Annotated in this window: 21 protein-coding genes, 1 tRNA gene and 1 pseudogene; 15 read left to right on the top strand and 8 right to left on the bottom strand. The window is 63.2% G+C overall.

The genetic code is table 11. The annotated features are described in order from the left end of the window. Positions 1-132 precede the first annotated feature (132 nt). Complete coding sequence (locus NKI46_RS06415; protein WP_352745363.1) at positions 133-1,128, bottom strand: aldo/keto reductase; 996 nt, start codon at positions 1,126-1,128, stop codon at positions 133-135. Positions 1,129-1,225: 97 nt separating this feature from the next. On the opposite strand from NKI46_RS06415, the gene NKI46_RS06420 reads away from it, so the two are divergent. The 4 genes from NKI46_RS06420 (at position 1,226) to NKI46_RS06435 (ending at position 4,557) form a co-directional block, all read left to right on the top strand. After that, on the top strand, positions 1,226-2,116 hold the full coding sequence (locus NKI46_RS06420; RefSeq protein ID WP_352745365.1) for a LysR family transcriptional regulator: 891 nt from the start codon (positions 1,226-1,228) through the stop codon (positions 2,114-2,116). A 156-nt stretch (positions 2,117-2,272) separates the two neighbouring features. Beyond that, on the top strand, positions 2,273-2,848 hold the full coding sequence (locus tag NKI46_RS06425; protein WP_023752339.1) for a cytochrome b: 576 nt from the start codon (positions 2,273-2,275) through the stop codon (positions 2,846-2,848). 68 nt (positions 2,849-2,916) lie between these two features. Then, positions 2,917-3,492: a YceI family protein gene (locus tag NKI46_RS06430; protein WP_023672273.1), complete on the top strand. Its 576-nt coding sequence runs from the start codon at positions 2,917-2,919 to the stop codon at positions 3,490-3,492. A gap of 78 nt (positions 3,493-3,570) precedes the next feature. Continuing rightward, positions 3,571-4,557, top strand: coding sequence for a Gfo/Idh/MocA family protein (locus tag NKI46_RS06435; RefSeq protein WP_023693056.1), 987 nt, complete (start codon positions 3,571-3,573; stop codon positions 4,555-4,557). Positions 4,558-4,625: 68 nt separating this feature from the next. Here the strand turns inward: NKI46_RS06435 and NKI46_RS06440 are convergent, their stop codons facing one another. Both NKI46_RS06440 and NKI46_RS06445 read right to left on the bottom strand, forming a co-directional pair. Then, the gene (locus NKI46_RS06440) at positions 4,626-5,498 is read right to left on the bottom strand and encodes an alpha/beta fold hydrolase (RefSeq protein WP_352745368.1); all 873 of its coding nucleotides are present in this window, start codon (positions 5,496-5,498) and stop codon (positions 4,626-4,628) included. Between the two features lie 47 nt (positions 5,499-5,545). Continuing rightward, a complete protein-coding gene (locus NKI46_RS06445) occupies positions 5,546-5,911 on the bottom strand; it encodes a VOC family protein (protein WP_352745371.1) in 366 nt (121 codons plus the stop codon). Positions 5,912-6,058: 147 nt separating this feature from the next. Between NKI46_RS06445 and NKI46_RS06450 the strand changes: the two genes are divergently transcribed. From NKI46_RS06450 to NKI46_RS06455, 3 genes are read left to right on the top strand one after another with little or no spacing between them, the layout of a single operon-like run. Continuing rightward, complete coding sequence (locus tag NKI46_RS06450) at positions 6,059-6,367, top strand: hypothetical protein (protein WP_352745373.1); 309 nt, start codon at positions 6,059-6,061, stop codon at positions 6,365-6,367. 32 nt (positions 6,368-6,399) lie between these two features. Beyond that, positions 6,400-6,600, top strand: a complete 201-nt coding sequence (locus NKI46_RS30935; protein WP_502896804.1) for a sigma factor — start codon at positions 6,400-6,402, stop codon at positions 6,598-6,600. 53 nt (positions 6,601-6,653) lie between these two features. Further along, positions 6,654-7,289 carry a nuclear transport factor 2 family protein gene (locus NKI46_RS06455; protein WP_502896806.1) on the top strand — a complete coding sequence of 212 codons (636 nt, stop codon included), beginning with the start codon at positions 6,654-6,656 and terminating at the stop codon, positions 7,287-7,289. Positions 7,290-7,319: 30 nt separating this feature from the next. Here the strand turns inward: NKI46_RS06455 and NKI46_RS06460 are convergent, their stop codons facing one another. Beyond that, on the bottom strand, positions 7,320-8,048 hold the full coding sequence (locus NKI46_RS06460; protein WP_023672267.1) for a GntR family transcriptional regulator: 729 nt from the start codon (positions 8,046-8,048) through the stop codon (positions 7,320-7,322). Positions 8,049-8,208: 160 nt separating this feature from the next. Between NKI46_RS06460 and NKI46_RS06465 the strand changes: the two genes are divergently transcribed. After that, complete coding sequence (locus tag NKI46_RS06465) at positions 8,209-8,775, top strand: autotransporter (RefSeq protein ID WP_352745375.1); 567 nt, start codon at positions 8,209-8,211, stop codon at positions 8,773-8,775. A 75-nt stretch (positions 8,776-8,850) separates the two neighbouring features. Here the strand turns inward: NKI46_RS06465 and NKI46_RS06470 are convergent. The 3 genes and pseudogenes from NKI46_RS06470 to NKI46_RS06480 form a co-directional block, all read right to left on the bottom strand. Further along, a pseudogene (locus tag NKI46_RS06470) lies at positions 8,851-9,015 on the bottom strand (LysR family transcriptional regulator); the annotation flags it as partial. A 32-nt stretch (positions 9,016-9,047) separates the two neighbouring features. Next, positions 9,048-9,124: transfer RNA gene (locus tag NKI46_RS06475), tRNA-Arg, on the bottom strand. Between the two features lie 195 nt (positions 9,125-9,319). Next, a complete protein-coding gene (locus tag NKI46_RS06480) occupies positions 9,320-10,852 on the bottom strand; it encodes an ATP-binding protein (RefSeq protein WP_023672265.1) in 1,533 nt (510 codons plus the stop codon). Between the two features lie 344 nt (positions 10,853-11,196). Between NKI46_RS06480 and rpmH the strand changes: the two genes are divergently transcribed. The 6 genes from rpmH to yihA all read left to right on the top strand — a co-directional run bounded on the left by rpmH (position 11,197) and on the right by yihA (position 16,054). Next, positions 11,197-11,331 carry a 50S ribosomal protein L34 gene (gene rpmH, locus NKI46_RS06485; protein ID WP_008833937.1) on the top strand — a complete coding sequence of 45 codons (135 nt, stop codon included), beginning with the start codon at positions 11,197-11,199 and terminating at the stop codon, positions 11,329-11,331. Between the two features lie 16 nt (positions 11,332-11,347). Then, on the top strand, positions 11,348-11,701 hold the full coding sequence (rnpA, locus tag NKI46_RS06490; RefSeq protein ID WP_023736958.1) for a ribonuclease P protein component: 354 nt from the start codon (positions 11,348-11,350) through the stop codon (positions 11,699-11,701). Between the two features lie 14 nt (positions 11,702-11,715). Further along, a complete protein-coding gene (yidC, locus tag NKI46_RS06495; protein ID WP_023736959.1) occupies positions 11,716-13,530 on the top strand; it encodes a membrane protein insertase YidC in 1,815 nt (604 codons plus the stop codon). 345 nt (positions 13,531-13,875) lie between these two features. Further along, positions 13,876-14,442 carry a fasciclin domain-containing protein gene (locus tag NKI46_RS06500; RefSeq protein WP_352519059.1) on the top strand — a complete coding sequence of 189 codons (567 nt, stop codon included), beginning with the start codon at positions 13,876-13,878 and terminating at the stop codon, positions 14,440-14,442. A 317-nt stretch (positions 14,443-14,759) separates the two neighbouring features. Next, a complete protein-coding gene (locus NKI46_RS06505) occupies positions 14,760-15,398 on the top strand; it encodes a CatB-related O-acetyltransferase (RefSeq protein WP_352745378.1) in 639 nt (212 codons plus the stop codon). Then, on the top strand, positions 15,395-16,054 hold the full coding sequence (yihA, locus tag NKI46_RS06510; RefSeq protein WP_023673242.1) for a ribosome biogenesis GTP-binding protein YihA/YsxC: 660 nt from the start codon (positions 15,395-15,397) through the stop codon (positions 16,052-16,054). The genes NKI46_RS06505 and yihA overlap by 4 nt, the downstream gene beginning before the upstream one ends. A gap of 65 nt (positions 16,055-16,119) precedes the next feature. On the opposite strand, the gene NKI46_RS06515 is transcribed toward yihA, so the two are convergent. Then, entirely contained in the window at positions 16,120-16,863 is a 744-nt protein-coding gene (locus tag NKI46_RS06515; RefSeq protein ID WP_023673241.1) for a TetR/AcrR family transcriptional regulator, read from the bottom strand. A gap of 146 nt (positions 16,864-17,009) precedes the next feature. Between NKI46_RS06515 and NKI46_RS06520 the strand changes: the two genes are divergently transcribed. Then, positions 17,010-18,191 (top strand): HlyD family secretion protein, encoded by a 1,182-nt coding sequence (locus NKI46_RS06520; protein WP_023703787.1) that lies wholly within the window; start codon positions 17,010-17,012, stop codon positions 18,189-18,191.

Raw genomic sequence — 18,191 nt, forward strand, 5'->3', positions numbered from 1 at the left:
CACTTTCTGCAACGTTGGTGATTGGCGAAAACAGCGACGACAGCCGATCTCCCCCCTTGCGGGGGAGATGTCCGGCAGGACAGAGGGGGTGCCGCGCGCTGGCTTCTCAGGGCGCCAAGCTCCCCCGCCTGCTCACCCATTCACCAGCGCCAACAGCTCCTCCGTATAGCGCTTGCCAACCACCTTGTCCGGCGACAGCGCATCTCCAATCGCCGCGACGTCAGCCGCGCTCAGCTCGATCCCGGCCGCCGCTGTGTTCTGCTCGAGATGGCGGATCTTTCTTGCGCCGGGGATCGGCACGATGAAGTCGCCCTGGTGCAGCACCCAGGCCAGCGCCAGCTGGGCCGAGGTGACGCCTTTTTCCATCGCCAGCTTTTCCAGCGTCGCAACGACCTTGGCATTAGCGGCCATGGCGTCGGCCTGGAAACGCGGCAAGGTCCGGCGCCAGTCGTCGTCGCTGAGGGCCTCGGGCTTGGCGATGGTGCCGGTGAGCAGGCCGCGACCGAGCGGGCTGTAGGGGACGAAGCCGATGCCGAGTTCGCGGCAGACATCGAACACTTCGTCTTCGGGGTCGCGGCTCCACAGCGAATATTCACTCTGCACGGCAGCGATCGGATGCACGGCGTGCGCCCGGCGGATGGTGGCGGCACTGACTTCCGACAGGCCCAGCGCCCGCACCTTGCCCTCGCGCACCAGCTCGGCCATGGCGCCGACCGTGTCCTCTATCGGCACGCCGGGATCGACGCGGTGCTGGTAGTAGAGGTCGATGACATCGGTATCGAGCCGTTTCAGCGAGGCTTCCGCCACTGCCTTGACGTGCTCCGGGCGGCTATCAACGCCGACCATGCGTTCGAGGCCTGAGCCTTCCTCGGAAATCTTGAAGCCGAATTTGGTGGCGATCGTCACCTTGTCGCGCACCGGCTTCAACGCCTTGCCGAGAAGGATCTCGTTCTCAAAGGGACCATAGACTTCGGCGGTGTCGAAAAACGTCACGCCGATCTCGACAGCGCGGCGCAGCGTGGCGATTGCGTCCGCCTCGGCCTGACCGCCATAGGCGAAGCTCATGCCCATGCAGCCGAGGCCGACGGGGAAGACTTCGAGTTCAGTACCAAGTTTGCGGGTTTTCATGGCGCATCTCCTTGTTGCGATGAAAAGAGAGATAGCGCCTAGCTTTACGTTCGATAATTGGCTGTCATTCGCACGGGCTGTTCTATAAAATAGAGCAATGAACCGAGCGCATCTTTCTCAACTGGCTGTACTGGCAACAGTCGCCCAATGCGGCAGTTTTCGTGGCGCGGCGCGCGAACTGGCCATCGCGCCCTCGGCAGTGAGCCATGCCGTGTCCAGCCTGGAGGCGCGGCTCGGCGTGCGGCTTTTGGCGCGCAGCACCCGCAGCGTAGCGCCAACGGAGGAGGGCGCGCAGCTGCTCGAACGGCTGCGGCCGGCGCTGTCCGAGATCGATCTGGCGCTGGAAACGGCGATCGAGGCGCGCGACCGGCCGGCCGGGAACCTGCGGCTGACCGTGCCGCGCACCGCGGCCCACCTGGCATTGACGCCCAGGCTCGGCGGCTTTGCCGCGGCCTGTCCTGACGTCGTCCTGGAAATCGTCATCGAGGATCGCTTCACCGACGTGGTCGAAGGCGGCTTCGATGCCGGCGTGCGGCTCGGTGAGAGCCTGCAGCGCGACATGATCGCGGTGCGCATCGGACCGGACCTTCGCGGCGCCGTGGTCGGCGCGCCATCCTATTTCGCGACCATGCCAAGACCCCGCCATCCGCGCGATCTTGCCGACCACCGCTGCATCCGCTTCCGTTTTTCCAGCGGCATTCTTTACCGCTGGGAATTCGAGAAGGATGGCGAAGAGATCGAGATCGCGGCGCAAGGGCCGCTGATCCTCGACGAAGACCATCTGATCGCCCAGGCGGCGGTCGACGGCGCTGGGCTCGCCTTCGTCTTCGACGATTATGTGCGCGCGCCGCTCGCCGACGGTCGCTTGATCCGCGTGCTGGAAGACTGGTGTCCGCCCTTCGACGGTTTCTTCGTCTACTACCCCAGCCGCCGCCAGATGCGCCCGGCGCTGCGGGCGTTTGTTGATTTCTTCAAGGTCGGTGCTTAGCCACCCTCCTTCTTGTGGGGAGGGTCGGCGCGAAGCGACGGGGGCTGCGCCCTACGAGGACCCCCACCCCGATCCGCTACGCGGATCGACCCTCCCCACAAGGGGGAGGGTAAGGACGCGCCGGAAGAAAGCCCATCCGGCATTCGTTCTTCTCCCATGCAGTCCATCACCAACAACTCAACCCGCTACGGCTGGGCGGCGATCGTCCTCCACTGGCTGATCGGCATCCTGTTCATCGGCCAGTTCATGCTCGGCTTCATCATGGTGCGGTTGACCAGCCAGCGCACCGCCTTCGAGCTGATCCAGCTGCACAAATCCTTCGGCTTCCTGCTGCTCGGCCTCCTCATCCTGCGCATTGCCTGGCGGCTCGGCAATACGGCCCCGGCCTTGCCGGCCTCGGTCGGAGGCCTGGAGCGTCGGACGGCGCCGCTGGCGCATCTGGCGCTTTATGGCTTCCAGCTCGCGGTGCCGCTGTCCGGCTGGGCGCTGGTTTCGGTGTCGATGCTGGAGATACCCAGCATGCCGTTCAACCTGTTCGTGATGCCGAACCTGCCGCTCGGCGTGTCCGATGCGGCGGAAAACTTCTGGGCGGTAGCACACTGGTATCTCGCCTATGCCGGCATTGCCTTGGTCGCGCTGCATGCACTGGCGGCACTGCGGCATCATTTCTGGCTCCACGACAGCGTGCTCACGCGCATGATCACGCCTTCGTCAGATCAGGACATGGAATAGGGCGCGCCGCGCATTCGTTCATTGGAGTGAGGGCGCAACACTTCGCCTGCCCCAGAAGGACAAAACCCATGTATGCGCGCATCTTCGGATTGGCGGCTGTTGCCGCTTGCCTTGCCATGCCTGTCTCCGCCGCTGTGGACCTCGGCGACGCCGCCGGCAGCTACACGGTCAACCCGGCCAGCTCCAGCATTCGCTTCTCCATCGGCAAGGTCGGTGGCGGCGGCCTCGACGGCGCCTTTGGCCGCTTCAAGGGCTCCATCCGCATCGACAACAGCGATGTCGGCCGTTCCGCGGTCAACTTCACCATCTATCCCGAAAGCGTCGGCACCGGCCAGGGCCGCATCGACGCCTTCCTGCGCTCCGATGCGGTGTTCGACGTGGCCAACAGCCCCGAAATCCAGTTCCGCTCGACCAGCGTAACCCGAACCAGCGACACCACGGCGCTGGTCAGCGGCCGGCTGACGGCGCGCGGCAAGACGTTTGCGGAAAAGTTCACTGCCGAGCTCGGCGGGCTGAAGGGTGGCGTCATTAAATTCCACGTCACCGGCAAGGTGCTGCGCTCCCGCTACGGCATGGATGTCGGCACGCCGATCTATTCGAATATTGTCGATTTCGACATGACGCTGACGGGCAAGCGAGGCTAGCAGGACCAGCGATCCGCATTGGCTTTTCCCGCAATTTCGGGCAAACCTCCTCGCCTGTAAATCGATAGGAGAAGCCTGATGTTCCGATGGGGTGTTTTGTCGACGGCCAAGATCGGCCGCGAGCAATTGTTGCCGGCAATCGTCGAGGCCGAGAATGGCGTTTTGTCCGCGATCGCCAGCCGCGACCTGTCGAAGGCCGAGGCCCTGGGCGAGCGGTTCGGCGCCAGACATGCCTTTGGTTCGTATGAGGAGCTGCTCGCTTCGAAAGACGTCGACGGCGTCTACATCCCGCTGCCGACCTCGCAGCATGTCGAATGGACGGCCAAGGCCATCGAAGCGGGCAAGCATGTGCTGGTGGAGAAGCCGCTGGCGCTCGACGCCAAGGACATCGCGCCGCTGATCAAGCTGCGCGACCAGAAGAAGGTGCTGGTCTGCGAGGCCTTCATGGTCATCTACCACCCGCAATGGATCAAGGTGCGCGATCTCATCGCCGATGGCGCCATCGGCCGGCTACGCCATGTGCAGGGCGCCTTCTCCTATTACAATGTCGATCCCACCAACATGCGCAACCAGCTCGATCTCGGCGGCGGCGCGCTGCCTGACATCGGCGTCTATCCGACGGTGTCGACGCGGTTTTCAACCGGCAAGGAGCCGCTCCGCGTGCAGGCGACGATCGAGCGCGACAAAAAATTCGGCACCGACATCTACTCCTCGATCCGCGCCGATTTCGGCGACTTCGAACTGTCCTTCTACCTCTCGACGCAGATGGCGGCGCGGCAGGTGATGGTGTTTCACGGCGAGAAGGGTTTCATCGAGGTGTTCTCGCCGTTCAATGCCGGGCTCTACGACCATCACCGCATCGAACTGCACAACCAGAACCATACGGAGGCGCAGGTGTTCCGCTTTCCCGGCACCCAGCAATACCGGCGCGAGGTCGAGACGTTTGCCAGGGCGGCACAGGGCGGCAAGGAGCGTGTCTTCACGCTGGAGGAGTCCGTGCTCAACCAGAAGGTCATCGACGCCATCTTCCGCGCCGGCGGCAAGGAAGGCTGGGAGGCCGTCTGATACAGCAATCTTAGCGGGTAATTTCATGGGAGAAGGGCGTCCGCATTGTGCATGCGGACGCTCCTTTCCTATTGAACTGACGATCTCACGCGCCTCTGAGCGTCAGGTGCAAGGTCTCGGCGAAGCGGTCGGGATAGGGCGCAAAGCCCATATGGTCGCCGGGGAAGGCGGCGCGCTTGCTGCCGAGCCTGTCGGCCAGCGCCTTGCCCATGCCGTCGATCGGCTGGCCGACGGACTCTTCGCCTATGCCGACCACGACCGGGCGGCCGCGCAACGCCTCGATCAGGATGGTAGAGCGACAGCGGCATGACGCCATGCGCCAGCCAGTATTCGAAATTGCCGCTGACCCTGGCAAAGGTCTCGGCCTCTTCGGGCGACGGTTCGAACGAAGGCGGTCCGTCTTGCGGCTCGTGCGGTCCGGTTTCACCCTGGTCCGGCCCTTCCGACAGGCCGTTCTCGCTGAAAAATTTCTGCATCGCCGCCTCGACGCCCTGGCTGCGATAGGTGTCGTGCAGGTCGCGCATGCCGGCCAGTGACGGCGACGGGTCGTCGAGCAGCATCATGCTGGGCGGCTCATGCGCCACCAGCGCACGAACCCGGCCGGGATGGCGGGCGGCGAGGTTGAGCCCGATCTGGGCGCCGCCGCTGGTGCCGAACACATAGGCCGGTCCGGCGCCAAGCGCCTCGATCAATCGCGCGGCATCGTCGCCATGGACATTGAGGTCCTGCTCTTGCGGCTCTCCGTCGAAGGTGCTGCGCGAATTGCCGCGCGGATCATAGGCGACCACCGTGTAGCGGTCGGCGAGGTGGCCCGCGACATCGGCGAAGACGCCGGCATCCTGCGGTCCGCCGGGGATGATCAACAGCACGGGGCCGGAACCGCGCATCTCATAATAGAGGCTCGCGCCCGGTACTTTCAGCGTCGACGATTGAGGGGTCATGTCCATTTCTCCTGTTGGTTCTGGGAATTCGGTCTGGTGCGTGTCGCTCATTTGCTGGCGACAACCATGCGGTTGCCCTCGCTGTCGCGGAATTCGGCGACCGTGCGGCCCGGCTGCCAAGGCGCTTCCTGCGGCTCGGTGATGATTTCGACGCCGCGCGCCTTCAGGCCCGCGACCGTTGCCTCGACATCGCCATCAACGAGCACCAGCACGGGCTCAGTGCCCGGCGTGTCATCGGCGCGTTTGACGAAATGCAAATTGGTGACGGCGCCCGGAAATGTCAGCTCGATCCAGCGCCAGCCGGTGTCGCCCATCAGCTGGTCCGCCGACACCTGGCAAGCAAGATGGCCGGTGTAGAAGGCCTTGGCGCGGTCCTGGTCGAACACCGGCAATTCGGCAAACTGGATGTGCATGATGGGTCTCTCCTGCTCCTCGATGGCTGCCGCGCAGCCGTCCACGGGAAAGACGATCCGGACGATCGAAAAGATTCGCCGGGCGACGAATCTTTTCGAGGCCGCGAAACGTCTTCTCCGTGCAGAGTTGAAAAACAGGAGACGACAATGGGCTACAGTCTCATCCGCTACGGCGTGAAGGACGAAAGCATCGCCGAGAACCGTATGCTGGTTGCACAGGTGTTCGAGGCACTCGACGACACGAAGCCGCAATCCGTGCGCTACCTCGTCCTGGAACTGGAGAATGGCGAGTTCATCCATCTTGTCAGCCAGGATGGCGACGGCCTGACCGGGCTCGCAGCCTTCAAGGCCTTCAGCGCCGATCATGCCGGACGCCGCTCGACGCCGCTTGCCAGATCGCCGGCAAAGATCGTCGGCAATTATCGTATGCTGGCCGGCGAGGTCGTGCCGGCTTGAATGCAAAGCCCGGCATTTTGGGAACGGACAGGATGAACACAGCAAAACTCGACCGCGTTGCCCTGGAGGCGATGCTCGGCTCCTTGCGACCGAAGCTGCACCGCTACTGCGCCCGCATGGCCGGCTCGGTGATCGATGGCGAGGACATCGTCCAGGAGACACTGATCAAGGCACTGCAGGCATCGACGGCGACGCCGCGGTCGAGCGTCCGGAGCAATGGCTGTTCCGCATAGCCCACAATGCCGCGCAGGATCATCTGCGCCGGCGCCAGCGGGAGCAGGCGCGCATGAGCGAGACCGACATGACGACGATCGAAGACCCCTCCGCAAGCGCCGATGCGAGGCTCGCCACCGCCGCCAGCCTGCGAAGCTTCATGCAGCTGGCAACAGTGCAGCGCAGCGCCGTGATCCTTGTCGACGTGCTTGGCCTCAGCCTCCACGAAACCTGCGAAGTGTCCGGCGCGACGCTGGCCGCGACCAAGGCAGCGCTGCATCGCGGGCGGTCGCAGCTGCGCCTGCTGGCGTCACAGGACGAGCAGGCGCCTGCCCCAAAGCTCGACGCCGGTGACGAGCGGCGCCTGCGCCGCTATGTCGACCTGTTCAACGCGCGCGACTTCGACGCCGTGCGCGCGTTGATCGCCGAGGACATCCAGCTTGAAGTCGTCAACCGCACCCGCATGCGCGGCAAGGCGCAGGTTTCCAACTATTTCGGCAATTACGACCGTGTCCAGGACTGGGCGCTGTCGCTCGGCTTCGTCGACCGCAGGCCGGCCATCCTGATCCGCAACCCGCAGGCGGGAGATGACGCCGTGCGCGGCTTCATGCTGGTCGACTGGCAGGATGGAAAGGTCAGCCATATCCGCGATTTCCGCTACGCGCCCTATTGCCTTGCCGATGCGGACATCCGCTTCATCGACGGGTAAGCATCGGCCAGAGAGCGCGGACTTCGCGCCTCAGGCGAAGCTTTGCAAATTGGCGTCCTGCAGCTTGGAGCCGGCGAGCAAGGCCTCGAGCACCTGCTTCTTGAGCGACAGGCACTGCGAGCGGGCAAGCTTTGCGATGGCCGAGACTTCGGCCAGCTCGCAGGCAAGCACCAACTCCTTCTGCTGGCCGATGATCGCTTGCGTGAAGTCGCGCGATTTGAAGCCGAGATGGAGGACACGCTCCGACTGGTCGAGCGTTTGGTCGAGCAGGCGAACCAGCCGCAGATTGCCGGAGAGTTCAGCCAGGGCCAGGCGAAAGGCGCGGTCGGCCGCCAGAAAGGCGACATGGCTGCGCAGCGTCTCCGGCTTCAGCACCTTCTGCGCCGCCAGCCTGATGTCGTCGAGCCCGCGTTCGGTGAGGTTTGCCGCGGCCACCCGGAACACTTCCGGTTCGATCAGGCTGCGGAGGTCGAAGATCTCGTTGACGTCGCGCAGGCTAAGCGGTGCGATGACATAACCGCGGCGCGGCTCGCTCTTGATCAGCCCTTCCTGCGTCAGGCGGGCCAAAGCCGAGCGGATCGTCGCCTTCCTGATCTGGTAGCGGTCGCCGATCTGCTTTTCGGTCAGGCTTTCGCCGGGTTGCAGGACGCAGGCGACGATGTCGCTCTTCAGCTGCTCATAAGCTTCCTCGCTGCGCAATATGTCGGCGGTCGACGGCGCCTTGACGGCGGACGGTGACACTGATTTCGGAAGAGCCATATCTGCCTGCCCGTGTGGTCTGCCCGCGTGGTCTGCCCGCGTAGTCTGCCCGCGTAGTCTGCTTGCCCGTTTCGACCATCCGGTTGACGGGTCTGTCGGCATTCGCTAGCCTGAGCATCTCAGCTGTATTGGTTGAGCTTCCCAATGGAGATGACGACAAATGTCTCTTGCCGCCAACTCGCCTCTCTACGCCGTAACCGCCGGTATCGTCAACGCAGCCAAAGGTGCTCATGCCATCGAACGGGTCAAGGCGGTGCTGCGCGAACACACCGACCGCTTCCATGCATCAGGCGTGCTCGCGCATGAGGAAGACGACGATGAGGTGCTGCTGCATGCCAGCCCTGACTTGACCATCTACCACATCACGCTGTCGCCCGGCCTGCGGTACCCGCCGCACAACCATCTGATGGATGCGCTGATCGGCATCTACAAGGGCAGCGAGACCAACTTCATCTATCCCGTCGACGGCAGCGAGATCGATGCGCCGGAACGCCACGACATCGCGGCGCCCGCGGTGGTGCACATGACCCCTGATACCGTGCACGCGGTGGCCAACACCGGCATCGCCCGCTCAGGCGCGCTGCATGTCTATCTCGGCAATCTGACCGAGACCCACCGCCACATGTGGAGCCCGGCAGCACCCACGCCGAGCCGTTTGACAATGAGCGGTATCTGGCTGGAGCGAGGCCTATTGGGCCCTGATCCGGGAAAGGCGGAAGAAAAGTGAGCGTGCTGCGCGGCGGCGTGAATGAGCATTCAGCGTCGCTGCGCCCAGATAACGGTCGCCGCGTACTCTCCCGTTTCAAGAACATCGCAGCGCGTTTATAGCGCAGTCAGGCTGACGACTGGGGTAATAAATGAAGAAGCCCGGAATAGGCGGCGTCCAGTTCTCCAGCACTCGGATGAGGCGGTGCTCGGCAACGTGTTCCGCGACCTGCTCTTCATATGCGAGCCCAAGACCGGCTAGCGGATCGCAGGAAATCGCAGATTCGGCGGAAATGGCGCGCCCGAAGAGATTCGAACTCCTGACCCCCAGATTCGTAGTCTGGTGCTCTATCCAGCTGAGCTACGGGCGCGCAACAGGCCATGCTTTACATAGCCCCGCTAACCGATCCTGACGACCGGCCGCGACAAGACGTGTTCCCTAGCGACTGAATTTCCGAAAAGCAAGCCAATCCGGCAAAAGTTTTGTCGCAGCTGCTTTCGACGGTGCCGATCAAAGGGGTGCTGAGATTCAGCTCAGTCCGGCTTCGGCTGAATATCAATACAGCTCAGGCAGGGCGGCGCAGGCCGTTGCGGGCCTGGTCGAGGCGGACCGGCTGGTCGGGGATGGTGACGGCGAAGGTGGTGCGGCCGCCGATCGATTCGACCAGTTCCACCGTGCCGCCATGGGCGCGGATCAGCTCGTGCGCGATGGCCAGGCCAAGGCCGGTGCCGCCGCTGCGGGCCGAGCCTCGAAACGCCGCGAACAGGTTTTCTCGCGCCTTCGCCGGCAGGCCGGGACCGGTGTCGGTGACAATGATGCGGCTTACGCTGCCTATGCGCTCGGCCGATACGGCGAGCCGGCGCACCAGCGCGCTCTCGGCGTCGGCCGCCATCGCCTGCACCGCGTTTCGGCACAGATTGGTGAGCACGCGAAACAGCTGGTCGGAATCGGCATCGACCTCGAAGGCGAGCTCGACGGCATTGACGAATTCGATGCCGTCCTCGATGTCGAGCAGGCCGTGGACGTCGTCGACCAGCTGGCGCAGCCGCAAGCGGCGGCGTGAGGGCGCCGGCTCCTGCGTGCGACCATAGTGGAGCACACCTTCGGAATAGGAGACGGCGCGGTCGAGCGCGCGCAACAGCTTTGGCGCGAAGGCCTGCACCGTCGGGTCCTTGACCAGGCGCAGGCGGTCCGACATCAGCTGCGCCGAGGCCAGGATGTTGCGCATGTCATGGTTGATCTTGGAGACGGCGAGGCCAAGATCGGCAAGATGCTTCTGCTCCGACAGCATCTTTTGCAGCCGTTCCTGCATCTGCGACAGTTCGCGCTCGGCAACGCCGATCTCGTCGGCACGGGCGGCCGGGTGGATGATGCGCCCTGGATCGTCGGGCGCCTCGGAGAAGGACAGCATCGAGCGCGTCATGGTGCGGATCGGGCCGATCATGATCAGGTCGATCGCGGCATAGACCAGCATTGCGGTGAACAGCGAGATCAGCAGCGAGACGAAGGCGACGTTGCGCGAATAGCGCAGCATGGCGTTGCGCAGGGAATAGTCGGGCATGATCAGCTCGAATTCCTTGTCGCTGTCGCCGACCGGGCCGAACACCCGCAGCATGCGCTTGCCGCCGAAGAACAGCGTATCCAGCGCCCCGGTCATGCCCTTGATCATGCCGACATTGGCGATGTCGATATGCTCGTCGACCTGCGGCGGCATCTCGGCCACCACCAGCAGGCGCGATACGCCGCCGTCGCGCACCGCGATCGCCTTGGCGCCGATTGCCATCAGCACGTCGTTCTGGGCGGCGCGGGAGAGCGAATTGGGCTCGCCCTGCACCAGCACGATCGACACCGCGGCAGCGGTGCTTAGCCGCTCCTTCAGCCAGGCCAGGCGGTAGCTGGCGATCCAGGGCAGGAAAATGAGGACTTCGGCCAGGAGCACGAAGACAATGGTGAGCAAGAGCAGCTTGGTCGACAGGCCGCGCGCCAAGGGCACTGAACGATTGGGCACCGAACGGCTCGCAACCGGGCGAACGGTCGCCGGGCTGGCATCGGCTGTCGCCGGGCCGCTCCCTTCATCCGCTGATGCAACTTCGCTCATTAAGGCCTGTCTTCACAAACGCTTGATCGGTTGAGATTAGGCGATTGCGGCTTTTTTGCCAATTTCATCCTTCGTTGGACGATGGTACCAGCAATAAAGATCGCCTCGAACTGGGTTTTCGCGCTGCGACGAACGGGGTGTCGCGCCATGACGAACTGGCAGTTCGCGCTGCGACGAACTGGCGTTCGCGCTGGATTGACTCCCAAAACCCTTCTTTCTATAAGCCGCTCACGCTCGGGCCATTCGTCCCGGCGCGGTTTCGATCGCGCCAATGCCGGCCCGGCAAAGCTCCTGTTACACAGTGACAGAATCAAGAAGGGCCGCACCCCGCGGTATTAAAACAAATGAAGCGTACCTACCAACCGTCCAAACTCGTCCGCAAACGCCGGCACGGTTTCCGTGCTCGCATGGCCACCAAGGGTGGTCGCGGCGTCGTCGCAGCTCGCCGCAACCGCGGCCGCAAGCGGCTCAGCGCCTGAACGGAAGACGAGATCGTTGCCCGCAACCGGCAAGCCAGTGGGACCAAACCCCAAGCGGCTTCTGAAACGTGCGGAATTCCTGGCCGTCCGCCGCGGTGAAAAGCGGCGCGGGCGGCTTTTTCTCGTTGAAGTTCTCGACCGCAAAGACGGCCTGCCGCCGCGCGTCGGCTTCACCGTCACCAAGAAGGTCGGCAATGCGGTTGTGCGCAACCGCGTCAGGCGGCGGCTGAAAGAAGCCGTGCGCACCCATGCCGCAAGTGACATGGCGCCCGGCAATGACTATGTCATCGTCGGGCGTGAAGACGTGCTTACCATTCCGTTCGGCCAGTTGAAGGCCGAACTCTCCCGCCGTCTCAGCGGAACACGATAGGCCAAGGGCTTTCGATGGAAAACAACCGGAACTTCTACATCACCATCGTCTTGTCGGTGCTGATCCTCGGGCTGTGGCAATATTTCTATGTGCTGCCGCGCAGCGAACAGCAGCGCGAGGCGGCCCGCATCGAAGAGCAGCGGGCGGCGGAGCAGAAGAAGGCGGCCGAGGCCGCCAACCCCGGCGGCACGCCGGCGCCCGCAGCGCCCGGCGCCATTCCAAACGCGCCCGGCACCTATGTCACGACGCCGGAAGGCCGCGCGCAGGAAGTGGCCAAGACGGCCCGCGTCAACATCGACACGCCGAGCCTGTCGGGCTCGATCAACCTCACCGGCGCCCGCCTCGACGACCTAAAGCTCAAGCACTACACCGAGACGGTCGACAAGACATCGCCGCAGATCCAGCTGCTCAATCCGCAGGCGCTGCCCACCGGCTATTATGCCGAGATCGGCTTTGTCGGCAGCGACACGACCGGCACGGTGCCGGGCCCGGAAACGGTCTGGAGCGTCGACGGCACTGCGACGCTGACGCCGGCGACGCCGGTGACGCTGACCTTCACCAACGACAAGGGCCTGACCTTCAAGCGCACGATCTCCGTCGACGGCGACTACATGTTCACCGTTTCCGATGCGGTGCAGAATTCAGGCTCGGCCCCCGTCACGCTGTCCAATTACGGCCGCGTCATTCGTTTCGACAAGCCAGCCATTGCCAGTTCCTATGTGCTGCATGAAGGCCTGATCGGCGTCACCGGCACGGAAGGCCTGCAGGAGCACAAATACGCCGACATCGAGAAGAACAAGCTCTATACGCCGAGCAAATCGACCGATGGCTGGCTTGGCATCACCGACAAATACTGGGCGGTCACCCTGGTGCCGACCGAGAAGCAGCCGTTCCAGCCGCACTATGCCTATTACGACAATGGCCGCCCGCGCTACCAGTCGGACTTCCTCACCGACCCGATCACCATTGCCGCCGGCCAGTCGGCGACGGTCGAGACCGAGATCTTCGCCGGCGCAAAGGAAGTCAACAAGATCAACGCCTACGCCCAGGACCGCCAGATCAGGCTGTTCGACCGGCTGATCGATTGGGGATGGTTCATCTGGATCACCAAGCCGATGTTCTACCTGATCGACACGCTGTACAAATTCTTCGGCAATTTCGGCCTGGCCATCCTTGCCACCACGGTGGTCGTCAAAACCCTCTTCTTCCCGCTCGCCAACAAATCCTATGCGTCGATGGCGAACATGAAGAAGGTGCAGCCCAAGATGCTCGAGATCCGCGAGAAATACGCGGACGACAAGATGAAGCAGCAACAGGCGATGATGGAGCTGTACAAGACCGAGAAGATCAATCCGCTCGCCGGCTGCTGGCCGGTGGCGCTGCAGATCCCGGTGTTCTTCTCGCTCTACAAGGTGCTCTACATCACCATCGAGATGCGGCACGCGCCGTTCTTCGGCTGGGTCCAGGATCTGGCGGCGCCCGATCCGACCTCGGTCTTCAACCTGTTCGGCCTGCTGCCCTTCGCGCCACCGGCCTTCCTGCCGCATATGGGCGCCTGGGCGGTGGTCATGGGCATCACCATGTTCCTGCAGATGCGCATGAACCCGACGCCGCCGGATCCGACGCAGGCGCAGATCTTTACCTGGATGCCGGTGATCTTCACCTTCATGATGGGCAGCTTCCCGGCCGGCCTCGTCATCTACTGGGCCTGGAACAACACGCTGTCGATCCTGCAGCAAGGCGTGATCATGAAGCGCCAGGGCGCCAAGATCGAATTATGGGACAATCTGACGGCATTGTTCCGAAAGAAACCCTCGCCGGCTGAATAGAAGGCGCTATTCCGGCAATCAAAGCCCCGGCTCGTCCGGGGTTTTTGTGGACGAGGCGCGCATCACGTTCCCGTGAGGCGCGAAACTTGCGGCGTGCAACCGGCGTGGCTGCTGCTTGTACCGCCAAGGCCGATCAACACCGATCAGCTCTAATCCGAAGACCGCTGTTTTTGATCCGTGACCCCGTCATGTCCATCGCGGGGATGCGGCGCGTGGAATGGGCATTCGCCTTTAAGTATTTGTTATCATTATCGTTTTTTACTCTGCACCGAAACTTTCCCGCAATCGCCGCGTAACTCTTCCCGACAATCGAATCAACAATTGTCGCACCAGAAGGGTTCTCCAATGGCAAAGTCCATCCTCAAGGCATTCTGCTTTTCCGCCGGCCTGGCTCTATCGGGCCTCGCAGCTACGACGGCCTATACGCTCGCCAATCCCGCCGTTGGCGGCGCTGCGATGCTGACCTCGAAGAACATCGTCGAGAACGCCCTCAACTCGCCGATCCACAAGACGCTGGTTGCTGCCGTCAAGGCCGCCGGCCTGGTCGACACGCTGGAAAGCGCGGGACCCTTCACGGTGTTTGCGCCGACCGATTCCGCCTTCAAGAAACTGCCGGCCGGCACCGTCGCCACGCTGGTGAAGCCCGAAAATAAGGACAAGCTGGCCAAGATCCTGACCGCCCATGTCGTGGCCGGCAAGATCTCCGCCAAGGATATGATGACCAAGGCCAAGGCGATGGGTGGCAAGTATGAAATGAAGACCGTCAGCGGCGACACGCTGATCGCCGAGGTAAAAAAAGGCGCGCTTTATATCGTCGACGAATCCGGCGGCGCCGCCAAGGTAACGGTCGCCGACGTCAACCAGTCGAACGGCGTCATCCACGTCGTCAACAAGGTGCTGTTGCCGAAGTAACGGTTTTAGGCAACGGCGAATGACGGCGGGCTGCGACGGGCTTTCTCGGTCTGCCTTCCCCACCTCACGGCGAGGTGCCATTCTTTTGAAGCCGTCTTCGCCACCACGGGGTCCTGCTTGTCCTTCGCAGGGCCCCGTTTTTCGTTTCAGGGCGCCTTAGGCGACTGCGCTGCGGTCGACCTGATCGTGATCTGCCGCGGCACGAACTGAACATCGAAGCCCAGCAGGGCTCGCTCATCGGGCGATTGGTGCTATAGGGCGGATCACGCCATCTAGAATGGCGGCTTTAATTTGCGCCACTCTCGACGGATCTCGCCATGCACGGACCCAACCCAGACATCAAGCACCCGATCCCGATGCACACCCGCGTCGGCTTCCTGAAGCCCCTGGTCACCGCGCCGAATATCGAGATCGGCGACTTCACCTATTATGACGATCCGGACGGACCGGACAAATTCGCCGAGCGATGCGTGCTGCATCATTATCCCTTCATCGGCGACAAGCTGATCATCGGCAAGTTCTGCGCCATCGCCGAGGGCGCGCGCTTCATCATGAACGGCGCCAACCATGCCATGTCCGGCTTTTCCACCTATCCGTTCAACATTTTCGGCCATGGCTGGGAGCAAGGCTTCGACCCGAAGACGTGGTCGCAGGAAGTGCGCGGCGACACGGTGGTCGGCAATGATGTATGGATCGGCATGGATGCGGTGATCATGCCCGGCGTGTCGGTCGGCAATGGCGCCATCGTGGCGGCGAAATCAGTGGTGACGCATGACGTGCCGGCCTATGCGATCGTCGCCGGCAATGCGGCAAAGGTGGTGAAGATGCGTTTCGACGACAGGACGGTGCGGCGGTTGCTGGCTGTGGCGTGGTGGAATTGGCCGGTGGACAAGATCGGCCGCAACCTCAACGCCATCCGGGGCGCCGATATTTCGAGGCTGGAGGCAGCAATTTGAACGCGCTGGGCAACACCGTCATCGGCACCGACCTGTTCACCAAGGGGTGGATCTTCATCCGCGGCGTGCCGGCGATGAAGTTCCTGCCGCCGGAGGGGCCGCCTGAGATCGCCTTTGCCGGCCGCTCCAATGTCGGCAAGTCGTCGCTGATCAATGCGCTCGTCGGCCATAACGGGCTGGCGCGCACCTCCAACACGCCGGGGCGCACGCAGGAGCTCAACTATTTCGTGCCGGGCGGGTTTTCCGGCGAAGGCACCGACTTGCCGCCAATGGCGCTGGTCGACATGCCGGGCTACGGCTATGCCAGCGCGCCGAAGGAAAAAGTCGACGACTGGACCAAGCTGGTCTTCGACTATCTCAAGGGCCGCGTGACGCTGAAGCGGGTCTATGTGCTGATCGATTCCCGCCATGGCATCAAAGCCAAGGACGACGAAGTGCTGTCGCTGCTCGACAAGGCGGCGGTGTCCTACCAGATCGTGCTGACCAAGACCGACAAGATCAAGGCCGCCGGCGTGCCGCAGCTGATCGAAGAGACATTACTGAAGATCAAGAAGCGGCCGGCGGCGTTTCCGTTCGTGCTCGCCACGTCGTCGGAAAAGGGCGAGGGTCTGGACGAACTGCGCGCGGCGATCGTGCTGGCGGCCAATGGCGGTTAAAAGCAACTCCGGGAAAAGTGTGAAGCGTTTTCCGTCCGGAGTTGCGAAAAAAGACCTTTGGCTAACTAGGCCTTTGCCTTGGACTTCGCCTCGAGCGCGATCATCTGATGGCTTTCTTCCTCGGCAAGCTTTTCGGTGCCGTAGGACTTCAGGAACAGGCTGACGCCCGACCGCACGATGTGGTCGATTTCATCCTGGCTCGGCGCCGTGGTGCGGTAGGCGAAGATGCACTGGCGAAACAGGCCGGCGAGGCACAGTTCGGTGAATTGATAGGCGGCAAGATCGACATCATCGATCTTGAGCAGGCCGCGTTCGATGGCTGCATTGAGGAACTTGACCACCTTGTCGTGGCCGCGTTTTGGGCCACGTTCGTAAAACCGCGCGCCCATGTCCGGTATCCTGTCGGAGGCGCCGATCACGGTGCGTTGCGCCTGGATGACCTTGGCCGAGGTGATCTTCATCGACAGCACCTTGCCGAATTTCACCAGCGTCTGGCGCAGATCGTCGGCGCGGTCGAGCATGTCGTACATGTTCTTGAAGATGGTGCCGCGCTCTTCCTCGATCAGCGCCTCGAACAGCTCTTCCTTGTTGGCGAAGTAGACATAGATCGTGCCCTTGGAGACGCCGGCCTCGCGGGTAATGTCGTTCATCGACGCCGCTTCGAAGCCCTTGTCGATGAACACGCGCCGCGCGCCCTCAATGATCTGGCTGCGCTTGACCGGATCCTGGCCCGCCGCCGGGCGGCCGCGACGCGCACTATCCAGCACATCGCACCGATCATTTTCGACGTCGGGTAACGTGTCGGCCATTAAAGTCACACCTCGCGAAATAATTCGAACCGAGCGGTTCGATTGCTCTTGATATGGGCCTGCTTTAGCGCTATGTCAACGTTCGCATCGAACCGAACGGTTCAGTATAACACATTTTCCTTATGTAGCTACGGTAGCGAGATATCATGTCCTCGAACACGCCAACCACCGCCGAAGTCCGCCCCTTTCCCAACGCCAAGGTCTCGCCGGTTATCGAAGCGCCGGAAGCGCCCATCAAGCCTGCCGCCGAAGTTTTGGCCGAGGTGCCGGCCAAGAAGAAGCGGTCGGCTCGCTCGTTCATGCTGCCGATCGTCGGCCTCGCTCTGCTCAGCGCCGGCGCCTGGTATGGCTATGATTACTGGACCGACGGCCGGTTCCTGATCTCGACCGACGATGCCTATGTCCAGGCCGACATGTCGTTCGTCTCGCCGAAGATTTCCGGCTATGTCGATCAAGTCAAGGTCTCGGAGAACCAGCAGGTCAAGGCCGGCGATCCGCTGCTGACGATCGACGACGGCGACTACAGAATAGCCGTTGCCCAGGCGGAGGCGCAGATCGCCACGCTGGCCAAGACGCTCGACCGTATCGACGCGCAGACCAAGGCGGCGCACGCTTCGCTGCAACAGGCGCAGGCGCAGAAGGTCGCCGACCAGGCGGCAGCCGACAATGCCGCTCGTGCCCAGCAGCGCGCCGCGCAACTGGTCAAGACGCATGTCGGCACGCAGGCGCAACTGGACGACGCCCAGACCGCTCTCGACCAGGCCAATGCAGCCCTTGTCGGCGCCGACGCGCAGATTGCAGCCGCACAGGCCAATATCGGCGTGTTCGAAGCGCAGCGCGCCGAATCGGCCAGCACGCTGGCTTCGCTGCGGCTGAACCGCGACAAGGCCGCGCGCGATCTGTCCTTCACCGTGCTCAAGGCGCCTTATGACGGCGTCGTCGGCAACCGCTCGGTCGAGCAGGGCGACCTCGTCAGCCCCGGCCAGAAGCTCGCCGTCGTGGTGCCGCTGGACAAGCTCTACATCGTTGCCAACTTCAAGGAGACGCAGCTGGCCAAGCTGGTGCCCGGCGAGAAGGTGCGGGTCTCGGTCGACGCCACGGACGGCCATGATTTCGAAGGCACGGTGTCGTCGCTGGCGCCGGCTTCGGGTGCGGTGTTCTCGCTGCTGCCGCCGGAAAATGCCACCGGCAACTTCACCAAGGTGGTGCAGCGCATCCCGGTTCGCATCGACGTTCCGGCCGATGTGCTGAAGGCAGGCAGGCTGCGCGCCGGCCTGAGCGTCGTTGTCGCCGTCGACAGCCGCACGGCTCCGGCCGCGGCGAACTGA

Origin of the sequence: Mesorhizobium sp. M0615, from assembly GCF_040320805.1 — a bacterium.
In the GTDB taxonomy this organism is placed as follows: domain Bacteria; phylum Pseudomonadota; class Alphaproteobacteria; order Rhizobiales; family Rhizobiaceae; genus Mesorhizobium.